14 protein-coding genes, 1 tRNA gene and 2 pseudogenes are annotated in these 24,774 nt (G+C 38.4%); 2 read left to right on the top strand and 15 right to left on the bottom strand.

The genetic code is table 11. The features are described from left to right. Positions 1-46 precede the first annotated feature (46 nt). The 3 genes from DD657_RS04420 to DD657_RS04410 form a co-directional block, all read right to left on the bottom strand. Positions 47-2,422 (bottom strand): FtsX-like permease family protein, encoded by a 2,376-nt coding sequence (locus DD657_RS04420; protein ID WP_068690262.1) that lies wholly within the window; start codon positions 2,420-2,422, stop codon positions 47-49. A gap of 29 nt (positions 2,423-2,451) precedes the next feature. Further along, positions 2,452-2,673 (bottom strand): hypothetical protein, encoded by a 222-nt coding sequence (locus DD657_RS04415; RefSeq protein ID WP_021986505.1) that lies wholly within the window; start codon positions 2,671-2,673, stop codon positions 2,452-2,454. A 244-nt stretch (positions 2,674-2,917) separates the two neighbouring features. Then, positions 2,918-5,167 (bottom strand): cation:proton antiporter, encoded by a 2,250-nt coding sequence (locus DD657_RS04410; RefSeq protein WP_287048667.1) that lies wholly within the window; start codon positions 5,165-5,167, stop codon positions 2,918-2,920. Between the two features lie 162 nt (positions 5,168-5,329). Here DD657_RS04410 and DD657_RS04405 point away from each other — a divergent pair, with 162 nt between their 5' ends. Further along, entirely contained in the window at positions 5,330-6,832 is a 1,503-nt protein-coding gene (locus DD657_RS04405; protein WP_021986507.1) for a potassium/proton antiporter, read from the top strand. Positions 6,833-6,935: 103 nt separating this feature from the next. Here the strand turns inward: DD657_RS04405 and DD657_RS04400 are convergent, their stop codons facing one another. Next, entirely contained in the window at positions 6,936-7,949 is a 1,014-nt protein-coding gene (locus DD657_RS04400) for a metallophosphoesterase family protein (protein WP_287048664.1), read from the bottom strand. A 177-nt stretch (positions 7,950-8,126) separates the two neighbouring features. Here DD657_RS04400 and DD657_RS04395 point away from each other — a divergent pair. Further along, positions 8,127-8,200: transfer RNA gene (locus DD657_RS04395), tRNA-Pro, on the top strand. Between the two features lie 664 nt (positions 8,201-8,864). On the opposite strand, the pseudogene DD657_RS04390 reads toward DD657_RS04395, so the two are convergent. The 11 genes and pseudogenes from DD657_RS04390 to DD657_RS04340 form a co-directional block, all read right to left on the bottom strand. After that, a pseudogene (locus tag DD657_RS04390) lies at positions 8,865-9,731 on the bottom strand (BRO-N domain-containing protein). A gap of 800 nt (positions 9,732-10,531) precedes the next feature. Beyond that, positions 10,532-13,168: a peptidase associated/transthyretin-like domain-containing protein gene (locus tag DD657_RS04385; RefSeq protein ID WP_287048662.1), complete on the bottom strand. Its 2,637-nt coding sequence runs from the start codon at positions 13,166-13,168 to the stop codon at positions 10,532-10,534. An 85-nt stretch (positions 13,169-13,253) separates the two neighbouring features. Then, entirely contained in the window at positions 13,254-14,141 is an 888-nt protein-coding gene (locus tag DD657_RS04380; protein ID WP_287048660.1) for a GLPGLI family protein, read from the bottom strand. Between the two features lie 325 nt (positions 14,142-14,466). Beyond that, positions 14,467-14,604: a hypothetical protein gene (locus DD657_RS04375; RefSeq protein WP_021986513.1), complete on the bottom strand. Its 138-nt coding sequence runs from the start codon at positions 14,602-14,604 to the stop codon at positions 14,467-14,469. 80 nt (positions 14,605-14,684) lie between these two features. Then, positions 14,685-15,315, bottom strand: a pseudogene (locus tag DD657_RS04370) (cysteine peptidase family C39 domain-containing protein); the annotation flags it as partial. A gap of 56 nt (positions 15,316-15,371) precedes the next feature. Further along, positions 15,372-16,610 (bottom strand): TlpA family protein disulfide reductase, encoded by a 1,239-nt coding sequence (locus DD657_RS04365; RefSeq protein WP_287048657.1) that lies wholly within the window; start codon positions 16,608-16,610, stop codon positions 15,372-15,374. A gap of 420 nt (positions 16,611-17,030) precedes the next feature. Then, complete coding sequence (locus DD657_RS04360; protein ID WP_287048656.1) at positions 17,031-18,524, bottom strand: TlpA family protein disulfide reductase; 1,494 nt, start codon at positions 18,522-18,524, stop codon at positions 17,031-17,033. 105 nt (positions 18,525-18,629) lie between these two features. Further along, positions 18,630-18,872 (bottom strand): hypothetical protein, encoded by a 243-nt coding sequence (locus tag DD657_RS04355; RefSeq protein ID WP_287048654.1) that lies wholly within the window; start codon positions 18,870-18,872, stop codon positions 18,630-18,632. Between the two features lie 180 nt (positions 18,873-19,052). Further along, on the bottom strand, positions 19,053-20,525 hold the full coding sequence (locus DD657_RS04350; RefSeq protein WP_287048652.1) for a TlpA family protein disulfide reductase: 1,473 nt from the start codon (positions 20,523-20,525) through the stop codon (positions 19,053-19,055). Between the two features lie 171 nt (positions 20,526-20,696). After that, complete coding sequence (locus tag DD657_RS04345) at positions 20,697-22,211, bottom strand: TlpA family protein disulfide reductase (protein WP_287048650.1); 1,515 nt, start codon at positions 22,209-22,211, stop codon at positions 20,697-20,699. Between the two features lie 169 nt (positions 22,212-22,380). Then, positions 22,381-23,847: a TlpA family protein disulfide reductase gene (locus DD657_RS04340; RefSeq protein ID WP_287048648.1), complete on the bottom strand. Its 1,467-nt coding sequence runs from the start codon at positions 23,845-23,847 to the stop codon at positions 22,381-22,383. Between the last annotated feature and the right edge of the window lie 927 nt (positions 23,848-24,774).

Raw genomic sequence — 24,774 nt, 5'->3', positions numbered from 1 at the left:
ATGAGTCCGTCCCGGTGTGTTATCTCAGATTTATCCGGACACAAAATTACCCATTTTTCAGAGAATTCACAGGATTTGCCGTAGCAGCTTTCCAAGTCAGCATACTTACACAGAGCAAGGCAATAACGAACATCAATATAAAAGCCCCAGCAAATACCCACCAGCTTAATTCCGTTTTATAGGCGAAATCCGATAACCAGCGCAAAACCACAAAATAGGCCACCGGACATACCAAAACGAAACCGGCCAGCAAACGAATCAGGAAATTACGGTTCAGCAACCCCATAATCTGGAATTCGGTAGCTCCCATTACTCTGCGTAAACCGATGCTTTTCGTTTTCTGTTCGATAAAAAATACCACAAAAGCCAGCAATCCCAGACAGGCGATGACAACCGACAAAACCGAAAAGAAGAGCAACTTCAAAGCAAAAACATCTTCCGAACCGTAAAGCCGGGCGTAATCGTCCTCCATAAAACTATACTGATACAAAGTTCCCGGGTAAAACTCCCGATAACAACTCTCAATATACTGCAGGGCTTTTTCCCGGTTTTCAGGCGCAATGCGGATGTAAACATCGATTTGACTATTAAAACCGCCTAGCAAACCCAGGTACATCGGACTAACCGGTTCATGCATCGATCTGAAATTGAAATCTTTTACCACGCCGATCCGGTTACCTCCCAAATAATTCTGCCCAGGAGCTAAGGATGCGATTTCCTTCGCCATCCGCTGATTGATAATAAATTTTTGATTGATGCTCCAACCGATGTCTTTTATCACTTGGTCTGCCTCATGAAAACCTTCTCCTTCCAGGATTTTCAAACCCATTAAATCCAGAAAGGGAACATCTACCCAGGTAACATACGCCGCTCCTTTATTATCCCAACCGCTCACATCCAGGTGAAAACCCCTTTCCCGGATGTTGTAAATCGGATCTTTGGAAGCTCCTACTTTCAGTACCGCCGGATTTTGCAATAAAGCCGTTCTAAAACCGGGATATTTACTATACAAAACCTGTTCCCGGTTCCCATGCACCACGACAATATTCTTCCGGTCATATCCGGTGTCGAAATGCTTCATGTAATTTACCTGTTTATAGATAAAAAGTGTGGATATGATCAATCCCATCGAAACGGCAAACTGTAGAATCATCAATCCGCTTTTAAACCGCTGCAAAGCCAGGCTTTCGTTTCTCTGCGAATTCATCGTGTCGAATCGGTTCAACCGAGTGAGATAAAAGGCCGGAAATATACCGGATAACAAACCGCAAAGTAAAGGCACGGCTACCCACAATACCAGAGCAGACCAAAAGGTGAGTTGAGACATATCCCCCAGACCGATCCACTGTTGCAGGAAAAAGGCCAGTCCCTGGGCTAGCGCCCAAGCCGCGCCCATCGCTATAAAACAGGTAAAAACCGAATCGAATACAAGGAAGGCTATCAGGGAGGTCCGCCCGGCACCCAATATCCGTTTCATCCCGATCGTACGGGATTTTTCAGCTACTTTAGCCGTAGCGATATTGACATAATTGATAATACTTATTCCCAGGACCAGGATGGTAAGCATCATCAAAATACGGAGGTCGTTATAATTGCCGTGATCAGCGAATCCCAAAACTTCGTTATCGAAATAAATATCCGTGTAGTTGCGTATCAAATCCTGGTTTACGGACTGCGAAATCTGATCCTCTTTATAACCGATTTCTTTCAATTTAGCAGCATATAGCTGCTTGAATTTCCCGGTAAATTGTATTCTGTCGGTACCGGGTTTTAACCGGAGGTAGGTTTCGAAATTTGCGAAATCCCACTCTTCCGTCATCTTACTCCCAAACAAACGATTGGCCGTTTCCAGCATTCCCAAAATCCGGGGGCTTCGGATTCCCGGATTTTTTATGTCTTTAAATAAAGCTTGTACGGTCAAAGGAATGTTATGCCGGAGGATTAAAGTTTTTCCGATAGGATCGGACTCGCCGAACAACTGTTTTGCCGCCGATTCACTCAGCAGAACTCCGTCGGGACGGTAAGTGGAATCTCCCCGGACCATGCGGAGGGAAAAAAAGGAAGCATAAGTGGAATCGACCAGAAAAACTTTTTCCCGGATAAACACTTCCTCCGTCTCCTGTTGAGCCGGCACATGTACCGCGGCATTGTTATCCAGAAAAATCCGGCAGTATTGTTCCACTTCTGGCATAACGTCGCCCAACCAAGGAGCGTATGCTCCTCCAGTCAGCCCCCAGGACATCTCCACCCGCACGATATCTTTCCGATGCTCCACATCTGCATCATGATTCCATTCGCCGATTAGATGAGTATACATGACGATGACAGCCGTAAAGGCCAGAATCAAACCGGCGACGTTCACGATAAAAGTAAAAGGCCGGTTCCGTTTTTCCCAAATGAGTTCTTTCAAAGATGTCCACATAACAAAAAAAATTAAGTTTTCTCTAAGTGCTATTCCGTTCTCAGCGAATCGACCGGATTGGCCGTGGCAGCTTTCCAGGTGAGAACGCTCACGCTCAAGACGGCAATAATGAGCATAATCACAAACGCCAGAGCATAAGTGAACAATATAATCAAAGCCGTAAAAGCCAAAGACATTCCGATATTATTTACAATAAAAGAAAACGGTTTATTTCGTTTCAACCGGATAAATTCCCTGACTTGAAGCCACATATATTTTAAAGATTAAAATTCAATTATATATATCAAAATACATACCACTCAATATAACTTACTGATTATTAGAAACATAAATATATTTAAAATTTACATTTACGTAAAAGAATTAGACAAACGTGTCTAAAAAAATGACATACCGGGAAAGATGCACTGTGTAATTTCAGCCACAACTCATACAATTATGATTTACGGTCTTTTTTGCAAGAAAAGCGTATAAGTCAATTTAAAATAAAAAAGATTAACCGTGAATAAGCCGGTAAATATTACTGTCTTCTCCGACGATCCATACCAGATCTCCTTCTTCCAATACGGTATCGGCTGTCGGATCATGCAAAGAGGTATCCCCTCTCTCCAAACCGACGATAAGACAACGATATTGTTCACGAATACCGGACTCCTCAATGGTTTTTCCGGAAAATACCGATTCGGCATCTATAATAAACTGCCGTAAGTTTACAGCACTTTGACTCAAATCACAATCTTCCTCCGGAATAACCTGCTGTTCCAAATATTCTCCGAATTTCAACAATTGCTCATCACTTCCGATTACCTGAATCCGGTCCTGCGGAAAGATACGTTCTTTTCCTCCCGGAATATTCAAACAATAATTACCCCGGAAAAGAGCAACAACCTGCACTCCGAAACGGGTTTTCAACCTCAGATCCGCCAAAGTTCTTCCCGCCCATTTCGATTCTTGGGGAACGATAAAATCGGCCATATGCAAATCGCGGGACAACAGATTTCCGGCAAACCGGGGCACGGCTTTACCTGACGGCCGGGCGCTGATATCCCGAATGTTCAGATTACGCAAAAAACGGCGTTCTATCAATATCGACTGTTTTTTCAGATAACGGGAATAGATCATCCCAGCAACCGCCATCCCGGCTATCCCAATCAATAAACCGACCGATATTTTGAACAAAGCCGAAACGACAAACATAACGAAGAACATCGCCAATACAAACCGGAATACGATCAACGACACTAAATATCCCCGGTTAAAACGACCGTCTTCCCACAATATCTGAAACTCCACCGAATGATTTTTTTTAGCGACAATGGCCCGTAAAAAAGGAGCCATACAAGCAATCACCAACACGGCACTCAATATATTTCCCCATATTCCCGGAATATGATTCCGGATAAAAGGCACTAATAAACTAAATGCCAGTATCAATTCCGCAATAATAATCACAGAATAAACGATCACGATCCTTCCCAAAGCCATCAGTAGTTTTTTCCAGTTACTTTCGTGATTGACAACCTGTATACCGGATGTATAACGCTCCAATATCCTTTTCCATCTTTTGGGAAGTTTACGTTCGACATACGGATAAGCAGGTTCGGCCAACCGTATCATATAGGGTGTCAAAAAGGTCGTAATCACCGATACGGCCACAACAATCGGATATAAAAAACCATCGGTCACATGTAAAGCAATCCCTAAAGAAGCAATGATAAAAGCAAATTCTCCGATCTGTGAAAGGCAAAAACCGCATTGCATCGCCACTTTCAACGGCTGTCCGGATAAAACCACCCCAAAAGTTCCCAGAACAGACTGTCCGACCAAAACAGTTAAGGTGATCAATAAAATCGGACCGATATATTCCCAAATCATCCCGGGATCAATCAACATGCCCACTGAAACGAAAAAGATGGCTGCAAACAAATCTTTTACCGGTCTCACCAAATGTTCGATTTTTTCGGCCTCCATCGTCTCCGCCAATATAGACCCCATGACAAAAGCCCCTAAGGCAGAAGAAAAACCCACATAGGTCGCAATCACCACCATCAACAGACACATTCCCAAAACCACGATCAACAACATCTCGTCATTCATCAGCAATTTCGTTTTCCGGAAAAAAGTCGGTATGATATAAATGCCGATAATAAACCACAACATAAGGAAAAAAAACAATTTACCGATACTGTATATCATTTCCGTTCCTTCGAAATTATTTTTTACTGCCATCGTCGATAACAACACCATCAATACAATCGCCAGTAAATCTTCAATGACCAATATTCCCAAAACCAAACCGGCAAACCGCTGTGTACGCAGTCCCATATCATTCAACGCCTTATAAATAATAGACGTCGAAGACATCGCCAACATCCCTCCTAAAAAGATACAATCCATCCGTTTCCACCCCATAGACGAACCAACCAGCATTCCCAGCATGATCATCCCGACTATAATCGTCACTGCAGCAATCACAGCAGGTCCCCCCACCTTCATCAATTTTTTAAAGCTGAAGTCCAACCCGAGAGCAAACAACAAAAAGACAACGCCGATATCCGCCCAGGTTTGAATATTTGCCGTATCTATCACTGTTGGTGTAAAAGAAATGTGAGGGCCGGCAATTACACCGGCAACAATATATCCCAATACCAACGGTTGTTTCAACCGTTTGAAAATAAGGGTAACCACACCGGCCGCCACCAGTATCAAAGCAAGGTCACTAATTAAAGTAGGCAAGTGAGACATACGTCGTCAAATTGATCTACAAAAATAGATATTTCAATACAAACCGCTACCTCTTTTCAATTTTCTTTTTATCGAAAAACAAACATTTCGCAAAGTTTCCCCAACAGAAAAAAGACAAAACATTTTTTCTTTTTCATGCGTTTACACAAAAAAAACAATCGTATGTCATTCACTACCGGAAATATATTACTTATCGGTTCCACCCTCCTTTTTGTAAGCCTGATTGTCGGCCGTACCGGATATAAACTGGGCGTTCCGGTATTGCTCCTTTTCCTGGTTGTCGGCATGATCTTTGGAAGCGACGGTATAGGCATCCAATTTCACAATGCCTCGGAAGCCCAATTCATCGGCACTTTAGCTCTGTGTATTATTCTGTTTTCGGGCGGCATGGATACCAAGATCAACGATATCCGTCCAATTATACCTCAAGGTATTATACTGGCCACCCTGGGTGTACTATTTACCATGTTGTTTACCGGATATTTTATATATTGGCTGGTCGGATACTTCTATCCCAACCTTATCACGCCTTTAGCCGGCTGTCTGTTACTGGCAGCCGTCATGTCTTCCACCGACTCGGCCTCCGTTTTCAATATTCTGCGTTCCAAAGGCCTTCACCTGAAACAAAACATGCGCCCTCTGCTCGAGCTCGAAAGCGGAAGTAACGATCCGATGGCTTATATGCTCACCATACTCCTCTTACAGGTACTGCAATCGGGTGAAATGAGCTGGAATTATATCTTTCTCTCTCTATTTTTACAATTCAGTATCGGAATCGCCACCGGTTACCTGCTCGGACGTCTGGCCATATACATCATCAATCACATCTGCCTGACAAACAATTCCCTCTATCAAATCATATTACTGATATTCGTATTCTTTACATTCTCCATCACCGATCTCCTGAAAGGCAATGGCTATCTGGCCGTTTACATCACCGGCCTGATCGTCGGAAATCATCAGATTGTTTACAAAAGAAATATCAGTAACTTTTTCGACAGTATCGCCTGGTTATTCCAGATCATTATGTTCCTGGCACTAGGCCTACTGGTAAACCCGGCAGAACTATGGGGGATAGCTCCTATCGGTCTGCTGATCGGAGGTTTTCTGATATTCATCGCCCGGCCGCTTGCCGTCTTTCTGTGTTTACTCCCTTTCCGGAAAATGACATGGCAAGGACGTTTATTTACCTCCTGGATCGGTTTACGGGGAGCCGTACCTATCATTTTTGCAACTTATCCGCTTTTGGCCGACATACCGGGTGCCCGACAAATATTCAATATCGTATTCTTCATTACCATTCTTTCCCTGTTACTACAAGGTACGACAGTATCTATCTCGGCAAAACTACTCGGTTTATCACAGCCGGTAAAGAACCTGCCGGACGAATTCAATATGGCTCTCGCTGAAAACATCAAATCGGTCATTGCAGAAGTTACCGTTATGCCGGACCTGTTAATCGACGGCGACCACCTCCATAAACTGCACCTTCCCCCAAATACACTCGTCATTATGATCAAACGATACGACAGCTATTTTGTTCCCAACGGTTCCACCCGGCTTCTTGCCGGAGACAAGCTCCTGCTCCTTTCCGACAATGAGGAGGATTTACAACATACCCTTGCCGATCTCGGTATAGAAGAATATACCATCCGAAGAAACTAAAAGGAAAGGGAAATAGGAAAAACTTATAAACTCAATCTAAAATCTGCCACCTGCCCTTCTCAAAACAATCGTAAATCAACAATCCAAAATCATAAATCAATACTTATTCCGGATCTCCTTTTTTCTGAAAAGTAGCAGGAAAATCCACCGGATTGACAACACCGTCTTTTTGACGGATCCAGGTCTTAAACTCCCGGGCTCCTTCTTTCAATTCAATCACCCGGGCACCGTTCTGAATATTATTGTATACCGTATTCCCTCCGGTATAACGCCCGTAAGCCAACAAAATATCTTTCCAATACACCACATAATCATTATCATGATCATGTCCGGCAAAAACACCCATTATATCCCCGCTTTGCTTCATCGCGGCAAACATACCGGTATTCAGCTGCGGAACGCAGGCAGGCTCCATCCGGGCGCCGATCAGGATCGCTCCTTCTGCCGCAGCCGCCCGGCTGTATTCCGGCAATGGGATATGAAAAAAAGCCAGCGAAGGCAAAGGCTTTCCTCCGTTTACTTTTGTATAAGCCGTACTATTCTTCAAATACCAATCGACTTGATCAAACTTCAGAAAATCATAACCGCCGACTCCCTTCACCGAAGAATAAGAATGAGAATCCAAACAATACAGAATCAAAGCATCCCGACTCCCGTCAGCAGATTTCACCGGAAGAATATAATTGCTCACTCCGCTCAAACCCTCCGTCTGTTCCGTCAAATTAAAAGGTACGGATTGTATCACCTGCAATAACTCCTGACGGTCCATCCCCTGCTCGTCATCATGATTTCCATAGACGACTCCGAAAGGTATTTTACGTTCCGCCACCACATTCAACACCGTCTTCATACCTTCTGACGCCGGTTTTCCATAAATCACATCTCCGGTGAAAATCACCAGATCCGGTTTTTCGATATCCAATACCTGCCTCATCCGTTCCAAGGCAATATCGGAATTTGGATTACCGTATTTGAAATGTACGTCTGTAAATTGTACAATTTTAAACGTTCCATCCGGATTGAATTTCAGCACAGTTTTTTGTGCCTCCGTCGATACGACGACCGTTCCAAACAATAACACCAGAATAAATTTATTTATTATACGTATAAATGCCATACTCGTCCAATGTCAAAAATTAGTCTCCTTTTCATTCGGCAGGTAAAATTAAATAAATTAAAACATTTTCAACCCGTTTTATCCGTAAAATCAGCTTCCGAAATCGGTTTTTTGGAGATATTTTTCCTCATCCTGTTGCCAAATTAAAATATTCCCATTATATTTGCACCCGCATTTCGGGATGTAGCTCAGCCCGGTAGAGTGCTCGTCTGGGGGGCGAGTGGTCGCAGGTTCAAATCCTGTCATCCCGACTACTGGAAATCAAGAGGTTAGACCAAAAGTCTGACCTCTTTTTTATTACGACGATTACATTTTGATTACATTTTTCGGGAAACTTAATCTAATCAGATAGCAATCGCAATACTAAATTCATTTGGTATTTATTCACATGAAACCCCGGTTTTATGCAATTCAGGGGAATCTACACCTAACATGAATAAAGCATCAACAATCCTACAATAAATAATCCTGTACTTTATTCCAATCCGGGAATTTGTCTGAACCGAACAAAATTAATTCTCCCTCAAATTGCCCGGCACCATTATTTTCTCTGTCATCAATCAAATAATCTCCTCGATTCAAATTTTTATGATGAGTCAAAATTAAACGTTTGCATATCTATCGTCCTTTTCATCATTTGATAACATCACCACCTGTATATGATATCCTCTGTACTTATTTTTTATGAGTTATGATATTTTCAATCTATCGAATCCGACAATCACCCCCTCATCACTTTTATTCTTCTATTGGTCTCCATAAGGAAAGATATTTATTGTAGAATAAAATACTTCGGGATGATGGTATAAATCCCTGTATCGTTTTATTTTCACTCCTTACTTTTCTTTTCAACAGGTATATACAAAAAAAGGGAACCACTAACAGCTCCCTCGATATCATTATTCCTTAGTTTTATTAATTTGCTTCTTCACTGTCTAAATCAACATCTTCCACTTCTCCGCTTTGTAGCCCTAAAACGTCTTTTACATTTAGGGGAGTTACGACAGATTTTCCGGTTTTCTTTTCTAATTCCAATCTGGCATTAAGGGCTATCGTTCCACCTTGTTTGGCTACGTCTATATGCCCATCAAAAGATTCCGGGTTTTGTACCTCTGATAGTTCCTTAGTAGAAAGTTCTGCGAACATATTCAACACCAACTCTTTGTTAGTCATATTATCCCGTAGGTTCTCTTTCTTCAACCCCTTGAACTGTTTATATTCCTTAGCTGTCTTTCCCGCCCATGTCTTATAGATGATATCAATTAATGTAGCAAACTGTACTCCCTCCTGTAATCCGTGACGTTTCCACTCATCTGTTAAATCTTTCCGGATTTCTATACTTTTGAGCCGTTGATTGATCCAATTGTCAGAATACCCCAACCGTTTATAGTCCAGCATTGCCTGTTCGATGGACAGTTCCGGGTCTTGCATTTGGTCTAACCGTTCCTTAGCTACCTGTGCCATCCATAATTTGAAAGGTTCAGCTTTAGGAGAGGGTATTGACTATATCAACCGGAATAACTGTTCAGTATCAGCAACATCTGTCTTGTAATACTTACCATCAGACGAGGGCATTTTCAGTTGTACGATTTCAGCGTACAACTGACTTCCCTCCTTTGTCAGCTTACGTTTTAGGTCACTCCAATATCGGCGTGGATTATCACTATCTGTCAATACCTCGATCACATCCACAATAGAGAAAAACCATTCCTCTTTATCACTGTCCCATACTGTACGGACTTTCTTCTCCTCGAAGATTTTTATTGCATTCTGCTTTGTCATATCACCCGGCTTTTGATTGTTACAAATATACCTGTTAGGAATGAGTTATCCTAAATTTTACTCCTCGCTTGGCTTCTTATAGCCATTTAATTCTCATGTCTGAATGAGTTATCCGCACCACTATTTTGAATCCCTAATCTTTGTCGTAAGCATCGGGGGACTCTGTAAATTTCCAAGACAGGTATTTTTCAATCTTCTCTGTCAATTCTATCATTAAATCTGATTGTCCCATATACTCAGCAAATTGAGAGAAAGCCTTTTGTAATCTATCTTGGATTCTTTATGATACTGATAATCTGTATCCAACAGTTTCTCTCTATACTTGAACAGTTGGTCTTTAATGAAGTTGGGAAGATTGATAATACTATTAGCGAGACACATACACCAATTTTCCAAATCTTTTACTGATTTAATTTGTTCAAAAGTAACATCAAAGAGCTTATCAGATACCTTCCCTATATCCTCATAAGCACCAAACCATTCAGAAATGAATTGCCAAAATACCTGTCTGTTATATAAATCCTTAGCCTTTAATTTCCTACACAACATACAGATATACAAATAAATACAATTCATCTTTCAACGTCTGGGGGGCAAGTGGTCGCTGGTTTAAATCCTGTCATCCCGACAATAAAAAAACAATTGATTATCAGAGGGGGTAAATCAAACAATAGATTTACAGCCCCTTTTTTCTTGCCTTAAAAGCAACAATTTTGTACTGAAATCCATGTAAATTTGGCAAATAAAATAGCAAAACACAGCAAATTTTATCCGTTATCACATCATTTGAAACTTATCTTTCAAAAGACCTTAAACCGGACTCGAAATAAAATTTCCGAGGAACGTAAACGATAATCTGAATAGTAACTGCTCACATCATTATAAGAATAGTTTATAAATCGCCTCGTATTGAAAATATTGTTCCAGTCAAGCATAAAATCTACCCTTTTAAATCCATATTTTAACCCGATATTTCCAAACCATGACGAACGGTCTGAAGATTCCAGCAAACTATTATAATAATGATTGAAGGACAGATTCAGAACTAATTTTTTCATAGGAATAAAAGAGGCGGATATATCTTGTGCAAGATAATGGATCGCCGGCATTCGGACTGCTGCGATTTTATTACGACTTTGATTATAACTTATTTTATATTTAATAACGGCGAATTTTCCGATATCCGTGACAACGGAAGGAGATATGGAAAACAAACGGGATTTAACTTTAGAAATCAGTCCCTGATTCAAGGCGATATACCGATTAACGGTATAACCTGTACTCAACTTCACCTCGGAACGAAGGACATCGATACTTTGCCCCAACGAATAGTTAATTCCGTAAGAATGCCATGTATTGGAACGACGAATACTCGTCGTATGACTCAAAATACCATCATAATATATATCCCTGAGCCTGTTTCTCCATAAATTGGAGTACGATAGACGAACCGATGTAAACAGTGTCGTAAATGGATTTTTGTAATTGAGATATACGAATGCATTCAACTTACGCTCCTCGCTCATCAAACCGCCAGTACGGTTCATGGTGCGGTAAGTCGTCATTATATACCCCCGGTAATCCTCTTCGATACCTCCAAGATTATTGGCATATGAAACGTTGGAAAACAAACTGATACGGGGACTAAAAGGGCATTCTACCGAAAGAAAAGGAGCATACAGCACATTGCCTTTCCGCTGCTCCTTCTGCCGGATCTCATCGTTCCTGCCGAGTATCAGATATGTTACCGGTAAAGAAAGCTGGGGATTAAACTTTGAAGACACCTTAAATATAAACATCGGTGTTATCTTCAGCCCGATCTCGTTGCGTATAAAATCATTGCGCACACTGTCGGCAGCTATCGGCATCCAAGGAATACCGGCATAAAGACGGGAACGAAGATGATAACGATTATAAAAAACACCCGCAGTATACCATGCGGTTATACGTTGTTTATCAATCCCACCGGAAATATATACTTTTGTCGCCAGGTAATCATAAACGACCTTTTGGAGCATTGACGAATCCGAGACTTGGTTATCTGTAAGTAAAGAAGCAAAAGAAGACGGAACGACACGCAAAAAATTATTCCGGTAAGTATAGGCAAACGATGCTCCCATCCGGTATCTCTTATTTCCTTTTCTGTGTATATACTCAAAATCATTCCCGATGTGAAAAGAAGGTAAATTCAGATATTGCGAAACAGGAGGCGGCTTTATATCCGCTACATCGCTGTTCCGGCTGTTCCACTTAGTCGATACGTTCAAGGTATTATTCAAAAAATAATCTTTCGTATTCCCTTCCAGAGTAAAAGAACCTTCCAGTTCCCGTTTTAAAAATTTCATATCGATATCCTCCGCGATATGAATCGTATCGGCATCTTCCAAAAAAATATCACGTTTGGAATAACTATCGCTTTTCTGCTTATCATATATAAAACTCAGATTTCCTGTCAAGGTCATCTCCTTTTTCAATGTTCTTAAATCATTCAAGGAAATCAGGTGGGCATCATTAAACAAAAAATGCTGTTCCTTAATTTGAGGAGCAGACGGTAATTGTACAGACAGCAATTCCCTGTCAGAGGTCTCGGGAGCATCGTAAAAAGACACCAGTTCGCGGGTAATATCACGCCCCGTATTATCCCCTTTATACACAAGCATATTCTGCTGGGTTCGGGTAAACCGCATACCGACCAGCTCGTTACTGAACAAGGCCGGAGGTAATCCAAACCCAAGCTGTGCCGACGCAAAAAAAGCCCCCAAAGCCGACTCTTTAAGTTTTAAATTGATCGCAGCGGCTTCAGGTAATTCCATATCCTTCAACACTCTCACAGGTTGGTGGTTCTCCAGTACCTGTACCGTTGCAACATCAGACGCATCTATATTATTGGTCGCAATGCCGTATTTACCTTTCAGCAAATCAAGCCCTTCCACATAGAACTTGCTGATCGCCTTATTTTGATACAGAATTTGTCCGGAAGGCAACACCTGGATACCTGGAAGTTTTTTTAATACATCACCGATGCTGCGATCGGTCGCATCCACAAAACCGGCTACCGAATAATTGAGTGTATCACCGGTCTGCCTGATCTTAGGAGCCTTTACAATAACTTCTTTTAACTCCGTCGTTTTTTCCGTTACCCGGAATTCTACAAATCCGACGTCGCTTTTGACTAGTCTGGACTGCGTCTCGATTGTCATTGCTCTTACAGAAATGACAACAGAATCCGGCATCAAGTCCTTTTTTAAAAAAAACGTTCCGTCATCGGCAGTCATCGTATAAGCCAGAATGTTTTGTGAACCAATGGGATGTAGGGTAACCGTGGCAAGCGGAACCGGTTTCAATGTCTTTCTATCCACTACCCGTCCTTTTATTTCTTTTTGAGCAAAAGAAAACAAGGGAAGTAAAAATAGCAAAATAACCAACTGATATTTCATACATCAAATATGCTGTGACAAAACCGACACGTTCGAACTCCCAATAATTCTTTCTGTTCTGAATATAGCAGAAAAGCTTACCGGTTTAATCTCCTCTTTCCAATGAAAAATAAGTAACCGGATTCTTCGTCCTGTAATAAGTGACCCCTCCGTTTTCCACAAAACCAACAGATATGTATCTCCTTTCATTCTTTTTAAAGTCACTTAATTCTTTTAAATTACAGGAAACCCTTTTTCGATCCGTCGGCATCGTTATACTTTCGCCGCCGGCTTTTTGCAAACCGATCGCCAGAAAACAGAATTTATTTTCCAGGTCCTGCACCTTCAATATCAACCCCGGAAGTCCGTAAAATTTCCACGGTCCGTCGTTTATCGGAATATCCAATGTAAACCAGGCAACATAAGTTCTTCCCCGGAAAGTTGCCGATGCTTTTTGGCAAAGATAATTCAACACGGTCGATGTATCACCGCTCATCTTCCAAGCCTGGGGAGGGATGTTCTCCGTCAGCTGAAAATAAGTTTTCGTATCAAAGCCTTCCAAAGGTCCGTTATCGATCGTTATGATCTCCTCCTTATCTCTCTTTTTATAGATCCGATAAGATTGCCCTCTGCCTGCATCCAAAACATCGTATACCTGCTTTTGAGCTTCCAATCGCGACTGCAAAGCATTTTCATCCACACTTACAGTAATCTTATGATTGACAGGTTCCGTAAATCGAACGGCAGCAAGCGAATCCCTCCGGTTTTTATTCCAATCGTAATATACAGACCCGTTCATCCCGACCTCCAGTGCCATCGTATCGGTAATATAAACCGACTCGCGATCTTTCACAGCTTGTTGGGTAAATGTATAAACCAGCCGCAAAACAGCCGGTTCCCCCACCTCCGGCTCTACAGTCCTCTCCTGCGCAACAACCGCTTGATTGCCCAATACAAACAAAAAACAAAGCAGAATAAATAATTTTACTTTCATATACAACATAATTTTCGGTTTCAATACCAATGACTTATTATCTTGCAACTTAATAATAATTATTTAGGATGCAAACACTAAATTCCCAAACAACGCAAAGTCTCTGTCTGATCATTCTCCATGAACATTTATCCAATCGTATAAAAACCTGATCTTTTTACAGATAATAAATATACATTTTTAACCACGAAGCGATCTAACCAAAACCTATTATTTATCTATCCAATCTAACCAAAACCACGTCTCCAATCTAATCGAAATTATAAATTTTCGACTGAATTTTTGGCGTTGGCTCTATTTACAAATCTTTAAACCCGCCTTCGGTTCACAACCATCGCTCTTTCAGCAATTTCTTTATGGGCATAAAAAGACGTTCAATCAATCGCAAATCGTCTGTGATAATATCTCCGCTCCCTTGCATTTGTTGAGTTATAGGTAATATTTTACCATAATTTGTCTTCATACCATCGGGGAAATTTATTTCGACAACATAAAACCCTTCCGCAGTCGGGACCCTTGAAACACTTTCTACTTTTCCGAAAAAATAATCAATTGGGCAATCAGGATTGATGTAATAAAAACCAGATTCCCATCGCGGATACCTACGTCGACCAACGACTGAGTAAGAAACGGAAAAATAAATTGCAGTATACTCACCACCACCATCCCCAATACCAATTGTACAAATTGGCTTTTATAAGGTGTCAGGTAACGAAGAAAAAAACGAAGACTACGGTGTTTACACTCCTCATCCTCATGGTCGTAAAATTCCGTACCGGGTTGTAAAAGCAATACGACACCGTTATTTTCATTATTCTTTGACGTACTTATCCAACATTTTTTAAAATCCATTTCGTTATACACGACCAAACCCAAGGCGGGATCAGCAACAAATATCCGATGACTATTATTTTTATCTTTTTTATACCATAACATACAACAAAATGGTTTTGCCTCCAATGCACGATACACGGTAACAAGGCATCTGTTACCAATTGTTCAAATGAAATATTATCCCCGATGTTCGAAAACCGATCCGCTCTGCAGCATCGCTTATTCCCAACATCGACACACCTTCGCGCGTAATAAATGAATACTGACGCAAAGTTTGAAGACTATAATGTTTCCCATAATACCTGGCAATCATACGCAAGCAAGTGGGACCGCAATCCATCGCATCGAGTTGGATATAGGAAGGAAATTTTTCATCATTTCGGAAAAATTTTCCGGTTAATTCAATAAACGCTTTGTAGCTATAATTTCAGAAGGTCTTTTAGCCTGTTTCTCTACAATGTGTCCGTTTTTATCAATAAGCATATACCAAGGGATTGAAAAAGATTTTTTTTCATTTCCACCCGGATTTTTACCATCTAAATAAAGTTTATTCAAATCATCGATAAAAGCCTGGTTTGCCCGAAAATGAATACCTCTTAAATTATACGCATAAACAAGTGCCTTCCATTTTTTATCCTGATTATTATTATCCAATGATATATAAAGAGGGATTATATCATGTTGTTCTAAAATTATTTCCAAAGAATCTTTGTATTGAAATTCTCCCCGGCAAGGACCACAGGTAATTCTCCATATATCAACATATAATTTTTTCCCTCTCAATTGAAAAATCAACTCCGAAAAGCTATTGATACGGTCTCCGGCTTCGATAAAATAAATCGAAGAATCCAGCTTATTTCCTGAATAAAACAATATCGCTCTATTCATATAATACTGAAAATATTGAAGATAATGACTTGCTGGATACTTTTCCTTAAAGTATTCAAAAGCAGGTACACTTGCCTCAACTACATCGTTATTTTCAGGTCCTGCCCTGTATATTAAAAGGGCTAAAGCTGACTCTAAGGCTTCATCCGAAAAAGATTGTCTGATTTGTTCAAACCAAAAAGAAAAATGCGAATCTACATTTATTAAACTCTCTATATTATCTCTATTTATGTGTTTTGTAAAATATTGTTTATAAAATTTAGTATACATAGACAATGCATACTTCGTCCATGAAGGAGATTTCATCAGATTTTTGTCATCCGGTTTATACCGGTCAAAAATATTTTGCAACTGCTTCATCGTATTTTCCTCTGCCAGAATGCTATTATCTGTTTTCGGACTCCTGTATATTTTTAGCATATCTTGCAAATACAACTCTGCTGAAATCGAAGCATAAAAACAATCTCTGTCACCAGCTATTAATTTATAAAAGGATCGGGTAATTTTTTTGTTATCCAGCAACTTTTTAAACCCGGTCAATTCTTCCTGCTTCACTTTTTCAATCATCTCATCACGGGAAAAAGTATCATTTTCGAAAAACGCCCCCCAATCCATTGCCATCGGCTTTAAGCCTTCATTCCATACAGATTGATACAATTCAATCCCTGCTTCGTTCGGTCCATAGGCTAAAAGTCCATTATTTTCATCAATAGATATTTCGTACTTCTCCCCCGGCTGTACAGGCAAAAGATATTTATATCTGGAACCGGAAGTTCTGATAAAAATAAACCGCCCCTCTTTCAAATCGAGCCTTAATTCAAATCTTCCCTGATCATTCGGTACAAGCGTATCCCAAAAACCATCGTAACACACTGCCAAATCCGGATTGCTATACAACAATTTCGTCTGCTTACCGATCGTACCGCTGATGGTTGTCGTACGGTTTATACAACCGGTCAAAAAGAACAAACCGGTCAAAAAGACAAAAAGAATTAAGGCATTCCTATGCATACTATAATATATTAAATTATAACACAAATCTCAGCTACAAATTTTTAACTCACGATTTCAAATTAAAGTGTTTATCTCAAGTAAATTATATACCATTACCAAATCTCATATTACAAAAAAATAGTCCAAATCCTGATATATTTATCATATATACAATTATTCTTGTTTTAATAAATTATTCAATAGGTTACGAATAGCAGGTCCTCCGGGAGGAGGAGCATCAGCGTGAAAAAGCTTCCCGCTTTTATCATAAAGCATGTAACGAGGAATAGAATTAAGTTTCATGTTATCGATAAATGCCGAGCTTTTAGGATTTGTTATTCTGAAACTATTTGTTCTCAATTGTTCTTGTTCACATGCTTTTCGCCACTCCTTCAGTTCATCATTCAATGCCAAATAAATGAAAACAACATCTTTATCTTTGAACTCCTCATGAAGCCTTTTACTTTCGGGCAACGCAATCCGGCACGGAGCACACCAACTCGCCCAAAAATCAACATATATAACCTGTCCTTTAAATGTTTTCCGAAATTCCTCAAAACTCGTTTTTTCACCGTAATATGATTCCAAAAATAAATCGGAAGAAATTTCCACATCATATTCCACATTTTCCATCATCTCTCTTATCCTACCATTCATTCCATATTGGGCGACAAATTTATCTATATAGGTAATAACATCTTTCCGGGGATATTTTACAAATGGCATTTGCATTTCTTTAAGAATAAGCATCTTCAGACTTTCTTCCTGGTACGGAAACTCTTTAAAAATGACAGAATCATACACTTCAGTCAGAGGTATTAACCGACGCCCCAATATATATTTCGACATAAAATAGTCATGGAGCATAGGAAGTGAAAAAGGCCCTTTTATAACCATATTTTCATCGCATAACTTTTTCATTTCCTCGATTACAACGATCTCTTTTGTTAAATTATAAAGTACCTTTAAATCCTGATACTGCTCCCACAGTATGAAACTTTTATTAAAATTTCTTTGTATACTATCTTTTATCAGTTTTGTACCTTTAAAAGCATTCTCATAATAATTGTTTATCTCATCATAGTAGCGGACATAATCATTTTTTATAACTACCAGATTTTCATAATTCTTTTCTCTTTTTTCATAATCATCGTAAGCTTTTTTTACTGCTTTTTTTGCCGTTTCGCTTGCATCACTCCACAATGGAGGCGGTATCAGCATATTGTTATATGTCGTTTTCATTTCCTCAATAAGAGCATATGAATTTTGTTCCGGTAAAATTTCCTTTTTACTCCAATTCACCTGTTCTTTTTTACCGTTCTTCAATAAAAAAAAATGAATATCCTGAAGTGAAATACTTACCTCTATTGAATCTCCGGGTTGTATAGGCAAACTCTTATTCATTCCTGTATACGAGCGTTCGCTAATAGTGAGTAAATCAAGTTGAAATACATGTATGTCGAAAGTATCTGACGCAGAATCCGCTGTTCCGTTGAAAAGAGTCTTCATTTCTTTATTACTTTTCACAAGAACAGGAAGTCCTAATTCCGATCTAACAATCAACATAGCAAGAGAATCTTGTACATTCTTCTTTGAAAGTACTTTTCTACTTGTATTCGTACATGCATGCACTAAAACACAAATCAACACAAACAATATGATCTTCATATTCTTACCATCTTATATTCCACTTATCATTGTTTCGACTGATTAAAAATTATTTACACTAAGTATACCTGCAACGATCATATGAAAATCGCAGGTTACACTGCTTTAATCTACACAACTTTTACAACAATATCCAGTGGCTACACTTCCATCATTATATTCAAAGTTATTCCACTGCGAAGAAGCCTGTGCATAAGAAACATATACAGACCAATAAGATGCCCCATCCGGACGCCGAACGAAAAGTCTACATTTATCATAATCAGCCTGACTACCTCCCATTACTGTTTTCATGTCCTGTTTGTTTAACTTTGTCGCAAGTTGCAACATTTCATTTAAGTTTTTCATAGGATTTTAGATTTTATGCAGATACTTTACAATCAGGGGTATCGGTTGATTGCCTGTTGTTCTGCAATATAACAACACTTATTCAGATTTCGAACTCTAAATCGGTAAAATACTTCAAATCTTCCAAGCGGTAACTGTCCGGTTGTTTATAATCGTTCATCAACAATAGAGGCTTACTGATTAATCAAATAAACGTTTTGTAACTACAATTTCAGAAGGTCTCTTAGCCTGTTTTTCTACAATATTCCCATTTTCATCGATAAGCATATACCAGGGGATTGAAAAGGATCTTCTCTCACTTCCATTCCAAGTTTGCTCATCCTGAACCAATATGCTTAAATCATTTATAAAAGATCGATTGGCCCGAAAATGAACTCCTTTTAGATCATTTGCATAAACAAGAACCTTCCATTTTTCATCCTGACTATCATCATCTAATGAAATATAAAGAGGAATTACATCGTATTGTTTTAAGACCATATCCAGAGAATCCTTGTATTGAAATTCTCTTCTGCAAGGACCACATGTACTCCTCCATATATCAACATATAATTTTTTCCCCTTCAATTGAGAAATCAGTTCCGAAAAATGATTAATACTATCTCCGTTTTCAATAAAACGGATCGAAGAATCCAGTCCTTCTCCCGCATAAAACGCCATCATTCTATTCATCTGGTCTCGAAAATATTTAAGATAAGGACTTACAGGAAATTTTTTTTCTAAATATTGATAAAGCGAAATGCTTGTCTTTGTATCAAGCTCTCCATCTGTATACAACAAAAGAGCCAATGCTGATTCTAAGATTTTGTCCGAAAAAGACTGCTTTATTTGTTCAAGCCAAAAAGGAAAATGCTGTTCAGAATATAACAATTCCACATTGTTTTCATTTATTCTTTTCATCGAAAACTGCTTGTAAAATTTAATATACTGGAGCAATACATAATTATCCCATGAGGAAGATTTCATTAAATCCTCATCATCCGGTTTATAACGGTCAAAAACTATTTTGTAACGATTTATAATGTCGTCTTCTGTTATATCTGTTTCCTGATTTCTATATATTTTGAGCATATCCCAAGTGGATAAAAATACCGAAACAAAGGCATAAAAACAATCCCTGTCACTAGCTATCAATTTATAAAAGGCCGGTGTGATTTTTTTATTGTCCAGTAATTTTTTGAACTTGGCCAAGTCTTCCTGCTTGCTCCTTTCAATCATTTCATCGCGGGAAAAAGTATCGTTTTTAAACATACTCCAATCCATTACCCCAGGTTCATAATTCAGGATGGATTGATATAACTCTATTCCTTCTTTATTCGGTCCACAGGCTAAAAGCTCATTGTTTTTACCGATAGATATTTCGTAATTTTCTCCCGGTAATACAGGGAGAAGATATTTTTTCCCGGAATCGGATATTTTTACAATAATAAACCTTCCTTCTTTCAAATCGAGCCTTAATTCAAATCTTCCTTTATCATCAGACATAATGGTATCCAAAAAACCATCGTGGCAGATGGCCAAATCCGGATTACTATACAACAATTTCGTTTCCCTACTGATTGCACCGCTGATGGTTGTCGTACGGTTTGTACAACTTAAAATAAAAAATAAACCGATCAGGAAGACAGAAAGGAATAGGACATTTCTACACATAATCATATACAATTAAGTTATAAAACAAGCCTAGGTTTCGGTCATTAATATTGATTTTTGATTTGCAATTATCCTCTAATAAGCACTTCAATCTAAAATCATAAATTCAATTTTATCGTTCAATGTTCAAATTAATCCGACGATCTCACTTAAAAATCGGAAAATTTCCGGTTAATCCGATAAACGCTTTGTAGCTACGATTTCAGAAGGTCTCCTGGCCTGTTTTTCTAAAATATTTCCATTTTCATCGATAAGCATATACCAGGGGATTGAAAAGGATTTTTTTTCATTTCCACCCGGATTCTCATTCTTCTCATCCCGGTACAACTTCCTCAAATCATCGATAAAAGCCCGGTTTGCCCGAAAATGAATACCTCTTAAATTATACGCATAAACGAGTGCTTCCCAGGTTTTATCCTGATTGACTTCATCCAATGAAATATAGAGCGGAATAACATTATTCTGTTTTAAAATTACTTCCAGGGAATCTTTGTATTGAAACTCCTCCCGGCAATAGGCACACCAATTTCCCCATATATCGACATACAATTTTTTCCCTTTTAATTGGGAAATCAGTTCCGAAAAGCTATCGATACTGTCTCCGCTTTCAATAAAACGAATCGAAGGATCTAACTCACTTCCGGTATAAAATGCCAACATCCTATTCATAGGACTCTGAAAATACGGGAGATAAGGACTTTCGGGATATTTTTCCTTAAAATACTGAAAAACGGGTATACTTGCTTTAACCAATTTATTGCTGCTCACTCCTCCATCTCTATATATTAAAAGTGCTAAAACCGGTTCTAAAGTTTCCCCCCGGAAAGATTGTCTGATTTGTTCAAACCAAAAAGAAAAATGCGAATCTGCATTTATTAAACTCTCTATATTATCTCTATTTATGTGTTTTGTAAAATATTGTTTATAAAATTCAATATACCTAAACAATGCATACTTCGCCCATGAAGGAGATTTCATCAGATTTTTGTCATCCGGTTTATACCGGTCAAAAATATTTTGCAACTGCTTCATCGTATTTTCCTCTGCCAGAATACTATTATCTGTTTTCGGACTCCTGTATATTTTTAGCATATCTTGCAAATACAACCCTGCTGAAATAGAAGCATAAAAACAATCCCTGTCACCAACTATTAATTTATAAAAGGATCGGGTAATTTTTTTGTTATCCAGCAACTTTTTAAACCCGGTCAATTCTTCCTGTTTCACTTTTTCAATCATCTCGTCACGGGAAAAAGTATCATTTTCGAAAACCGCCCTCCAATCCATTGCCATCGGCCTTAAGCCTTCATTCCATACAGATTGATACAATTTAATTCCTGCTTCGTTCGGTCCATAGGCTAAAAGTCCATTATTTTCATCAATAGATATTTCGTACTTCTCCCCCGGCTGTACAGGCAAAAGATATTTATTATATCTGGAACCGGAAGTTCTGATAAAAATAAACCGCCCCTCTTTCAAATCGAGTCTTAATTCAAACCTTCCCTGATCATCCGGTACAAGCGTATCCAAAAAACCATCAAAGCACACCGCCAAATCAGGATTGCTATACAATAATTTCGTCTGTTTATCAATCGTACCACTGATGGTTGTCGTACGATTTGTACAACTGGAAATAAAAAATAAACCGATCAGGAAGACAAAAAGGAATAAGACATTTCTACACATATCATATACAATTAAGTTATAGCACAAAACCAGGTTTCGGTCATTGATATTGATTTTTGATTTACAATGATCCTCCAATAAACACCCAATTTAAAATCATAAACTCAATTTTGTCGTTCAGTATTCAAGTAAATCCGATGATCTTCCCCAAAAACCGGAAAATTTCCGGTTAATCCGATAAACGTTTTGTAGCTACGATTTCAGAAGGTCTCCTGGCATGTTTTTCTAAAATATTTCCATTTTCATCGATAAGCATATACCAGGGGATTAAAAAAGATTTTTTCCCTTTTTCTCCCCCCCAATACAATTTCAAATCATCGATAAAAGCCTGGTTTGCCCGAAAATGAAACCCTTTTAAATGATTAGCATAAACAAGGGCCTTCCATTTTTTATTCTGGTTTTCATTATCCAATGATATATAAAGAGGGGTTATATCATGCTGCTCTAAAATTATTTCCAAAGAATCCTTGTATTGAAATTCTTTTCTACAAGGAGCGCACCAGGTTGCCCATACATCAACATACAATTTTTTCCCTTTAAACCGGGAAATCAATGCTGATAAACTGTTTATACTATCACTGTTTTCGGTAAAGCGGATCGAAGGATCGGATTTATTCCCCGTGTAAAGCGCTATCGTTTCATTCATTTGTTCTTCAAAATAGTTAAGATAAGGACTGGCAGGATATTTTTCTTTAAAATACCGATAAGCCGGAATACTCGACTCTACCTCTGAACCTTTTCTGTATATTAAAAGAGCCAAGGCCGATTCTAAACGATTACCCGAAAAAGATTGCTTTGTCTGTTCAAACCAAAAAGAAAAATGCTGTTCAGGATCTATTAAGCTTTCTATACAGTCCCGGTCGATATGCTTTTTTAAGTATTGCAGATAAATTTCCGTATACATAAACAATGCATACTCTGTCCATGAAGGAGATTTTATAAAATCTTTATCATCCGGTTTATACCGGTCAAAAATATTTTGCAACTGCTTCATCGTATTTTTCTCTGCCAAAATACTCTCGTCGGTTTCCGGCCTCCTATATATTGCCAACATATCCCATAAATTCAACCAAGCCGCAACAAAAGCATAAAAACAATCTCTGTCATCATTTATTAATTTATAAAAGGACGAAGTAATTTCCTTATCGTCCAGTAATTTTTTGAATTGGGTTAATTCTCCTTGCTTGATCTTTTTAATCATTTCATCACGGGAGAGTGTATCATTTTTAAATATACTCCATTTCATTGTATATGGATCATAATTCAATACGGATTGATACAGTGCTATCCCTTCTTTATTTGCTCCATCAACCGAAAATTCGTTGTTTTTACCGATAGATATTTCGTAATGTTCCCCCGGCAAAACAGGAATAAAATATTTATTTCGGGAATCAGGCATTTTTAAAATCATAAACCTCCCTTCTTTCAAATTGAATTTTAATTCAAACCTTCCCTGATCATCCGGTACAAGCGTATCCAAAAAATTATCAAAGCACACCGCCAAATCCGGATTGCTATACAATAACTTCGTCTGTTTATCAATCGTACCGCTAATGGTTGTCGTACGGTTTGTACAACTGACCAGGAATACTAAACCTGTTAAAAATACCAAAAGAGAGAAAACCTTTCTGTACATACTATGATCATATTAAGTTATAAGATAAACCCAAAGGCTGACAAAGTAGCAAAAGAAGCTATCACTCATATTTTGCTTTTTAAATAAATTAATGTATATTTATGGCAATAAATATACAATACAATTCGCAATAATTATCTAATTAAAATACAAAATTCACCTAATCAATCTAATCAAAATATATTATTTCAATTAAATTTGCACCACACAAACAACTCACAATCAACAAATAACTAATTCCATCATGAATTATTCGAATAATATAGTTCATTATTTTAGTATAATATTTATCACTTGATATATAATTTATAATACATGAAAAAATATCTTGTTATATCCGTATTCTATGTTTTGGCATTATTTACCATTTCACAAGCAATATGGATTAACAGGATAACAAAATGGAACAAAATCTTTCGGGAAAATGGATTGGAAAGGTCTTCGAATGTCATTATAAAACATCAGGAAAAACCCGATTCCATAAATCAATCGAATTTACAATCAGTACATAGAGAATCCAAAAATAATTTTATCCTTCCCTCGAACCCCAACGCTTATAAAAAACAAATTCTCAATGAAAACAAAACCATCAACCCTTTATTTTGCAGAGAAAAAAGCATACAGATACCCGACAATACAATAAAATGCATCTCACTCGGATTTTTACCGGAAACAAATCATCTACAATTTCTATTTAAACCATTCAGTATTATAGAGATAGAGCTTCTTCCCGCCTGTCTGACAGAAATATCTGTAATCATATTCTCTTTTATCTTTTTCATGTTACTGTGGTTATTACGACGGCAAAACCGTCGGTTACAATCACAAAAGAAGTACACAAGAAGAATTATACATGACTTAAAATCCCCCCTGTCTTATGTCTATTCCATGCTGAATGTTCTTGAATTGAGCGAAGGAGATATCCAA

This window comes from Culturomica sp. (genome assembly GCF_003524185.1).
Classification (GTDB): domain Bacteria; phylum Bacteroidota; class Bacteroidia; order Bacteroidales; family Marinifilaceae; genus Culturomica; species Culturomica massiliensis.
The sequence above is the reverse complement of the archived record's forward strand: the minus strand, read 5'-3'. Positions and strand labels throughout refer to the sequence as shown.

What these genes read in the sequence shown, in the direction of transcription:
- DD657_RS04405 (WP_021986507.1), top strand. Translation starts at nt 5,330, where the DNA reads ATGTCATTCACTACCGGAAATATATTACTTATCGGTTCCACCCTCCTT.
- DD657_RS04415 (WP_021986505.1), bottom strand. Translation starts at nt 2,673, where the DNA reads ATGTGGCTTCAAGTCAGGGAATTTATCCGGTTGAAACGAAATAAACCG.
- DD657_RS04400 (WP_287048664.1), bottom strand. Translation starts at nt 7,949, where the DNA reads ATGGCATTTATACGTATAATAAATAAATTTATTCTGGTGTTATTGTTT.
- DD657_RS04340 (WP_287048648.1), bottom strand. Translation starts at nt 23,847, where the DNA reads ATGTACAGAAAGGTTTTCTCTCTTTTGGTATTTTTAACAGGTTTAGTA.
- DD657_RS04355 (WP_287048654.1), bottom strand. Translation starts at nt 18,872, where the DNA reads ATGAAAAACTTAAATGAAATGTTGCAACTTGCGACAAAGTTAAACAAA.
- DD657_RS04360 (WP_287048656.1), bottom strand. Translation starts at nt 18,524, where the DNA reads ATGAAGATCATATTGTTTGTGTTGATTTGTGTTTTAGTGCATGCATGT.
- DD657_RS04380 (WP_287048660.1), bottom strand. Translation starts at nt 14,141, where the DNA reads ATGAAAGTAAAATTATTTATTCTGCTTTGTTTTTTGTTTGTATTGGGC.
- DD657_RS04420 (WP_068690262.1), bottom strand. Translation starts at nt 2,422, where the DNA reads ATGTGGACATCTTTGAAAGAACTCATTTGGGAAAAACGGAACCGGCCT.
- DD657_RS04375 (WP_021986513.1), bottom strand. Translation starts at nt 14,604, where the DNA reads ATGAAGACAAATTATGGTAAAATATTACCTATAACTCAACAAATGCAA.
- DD657_RS04345 (WP_287048650.1), bottom strand. Translation starts at nt 22,211, where the DNA reads ATGTGTAGAAATGTCTTATTCCTTTTTGTCTTCCTGATCGGTTTATTT.
- DD657_RS04385 (WP_287048662.1), bottom strand. Translation starts at nt 13,168, where the DNA reads ATGAAATATCAGTTGGTTATTTTGCTATTTTTACTTCCCTTGTTTTCT.
- DD657_RS04410 (WP_287048667.1), bottom strand. Translation starts at nt 5,167, where the DNA reads ATGTCTCACTTGCCTACTTTAATTAGTGACCTTGCTTTGATACTGGTG.
- DD657_RS04350 (WP_287048652.1), bottom strand. Translation starts at nt 20,525, where the DNA reads ATGTGTAGAAATGTCCTATTCCTTTCTGTCTTCCTGATCGGTTTATTT.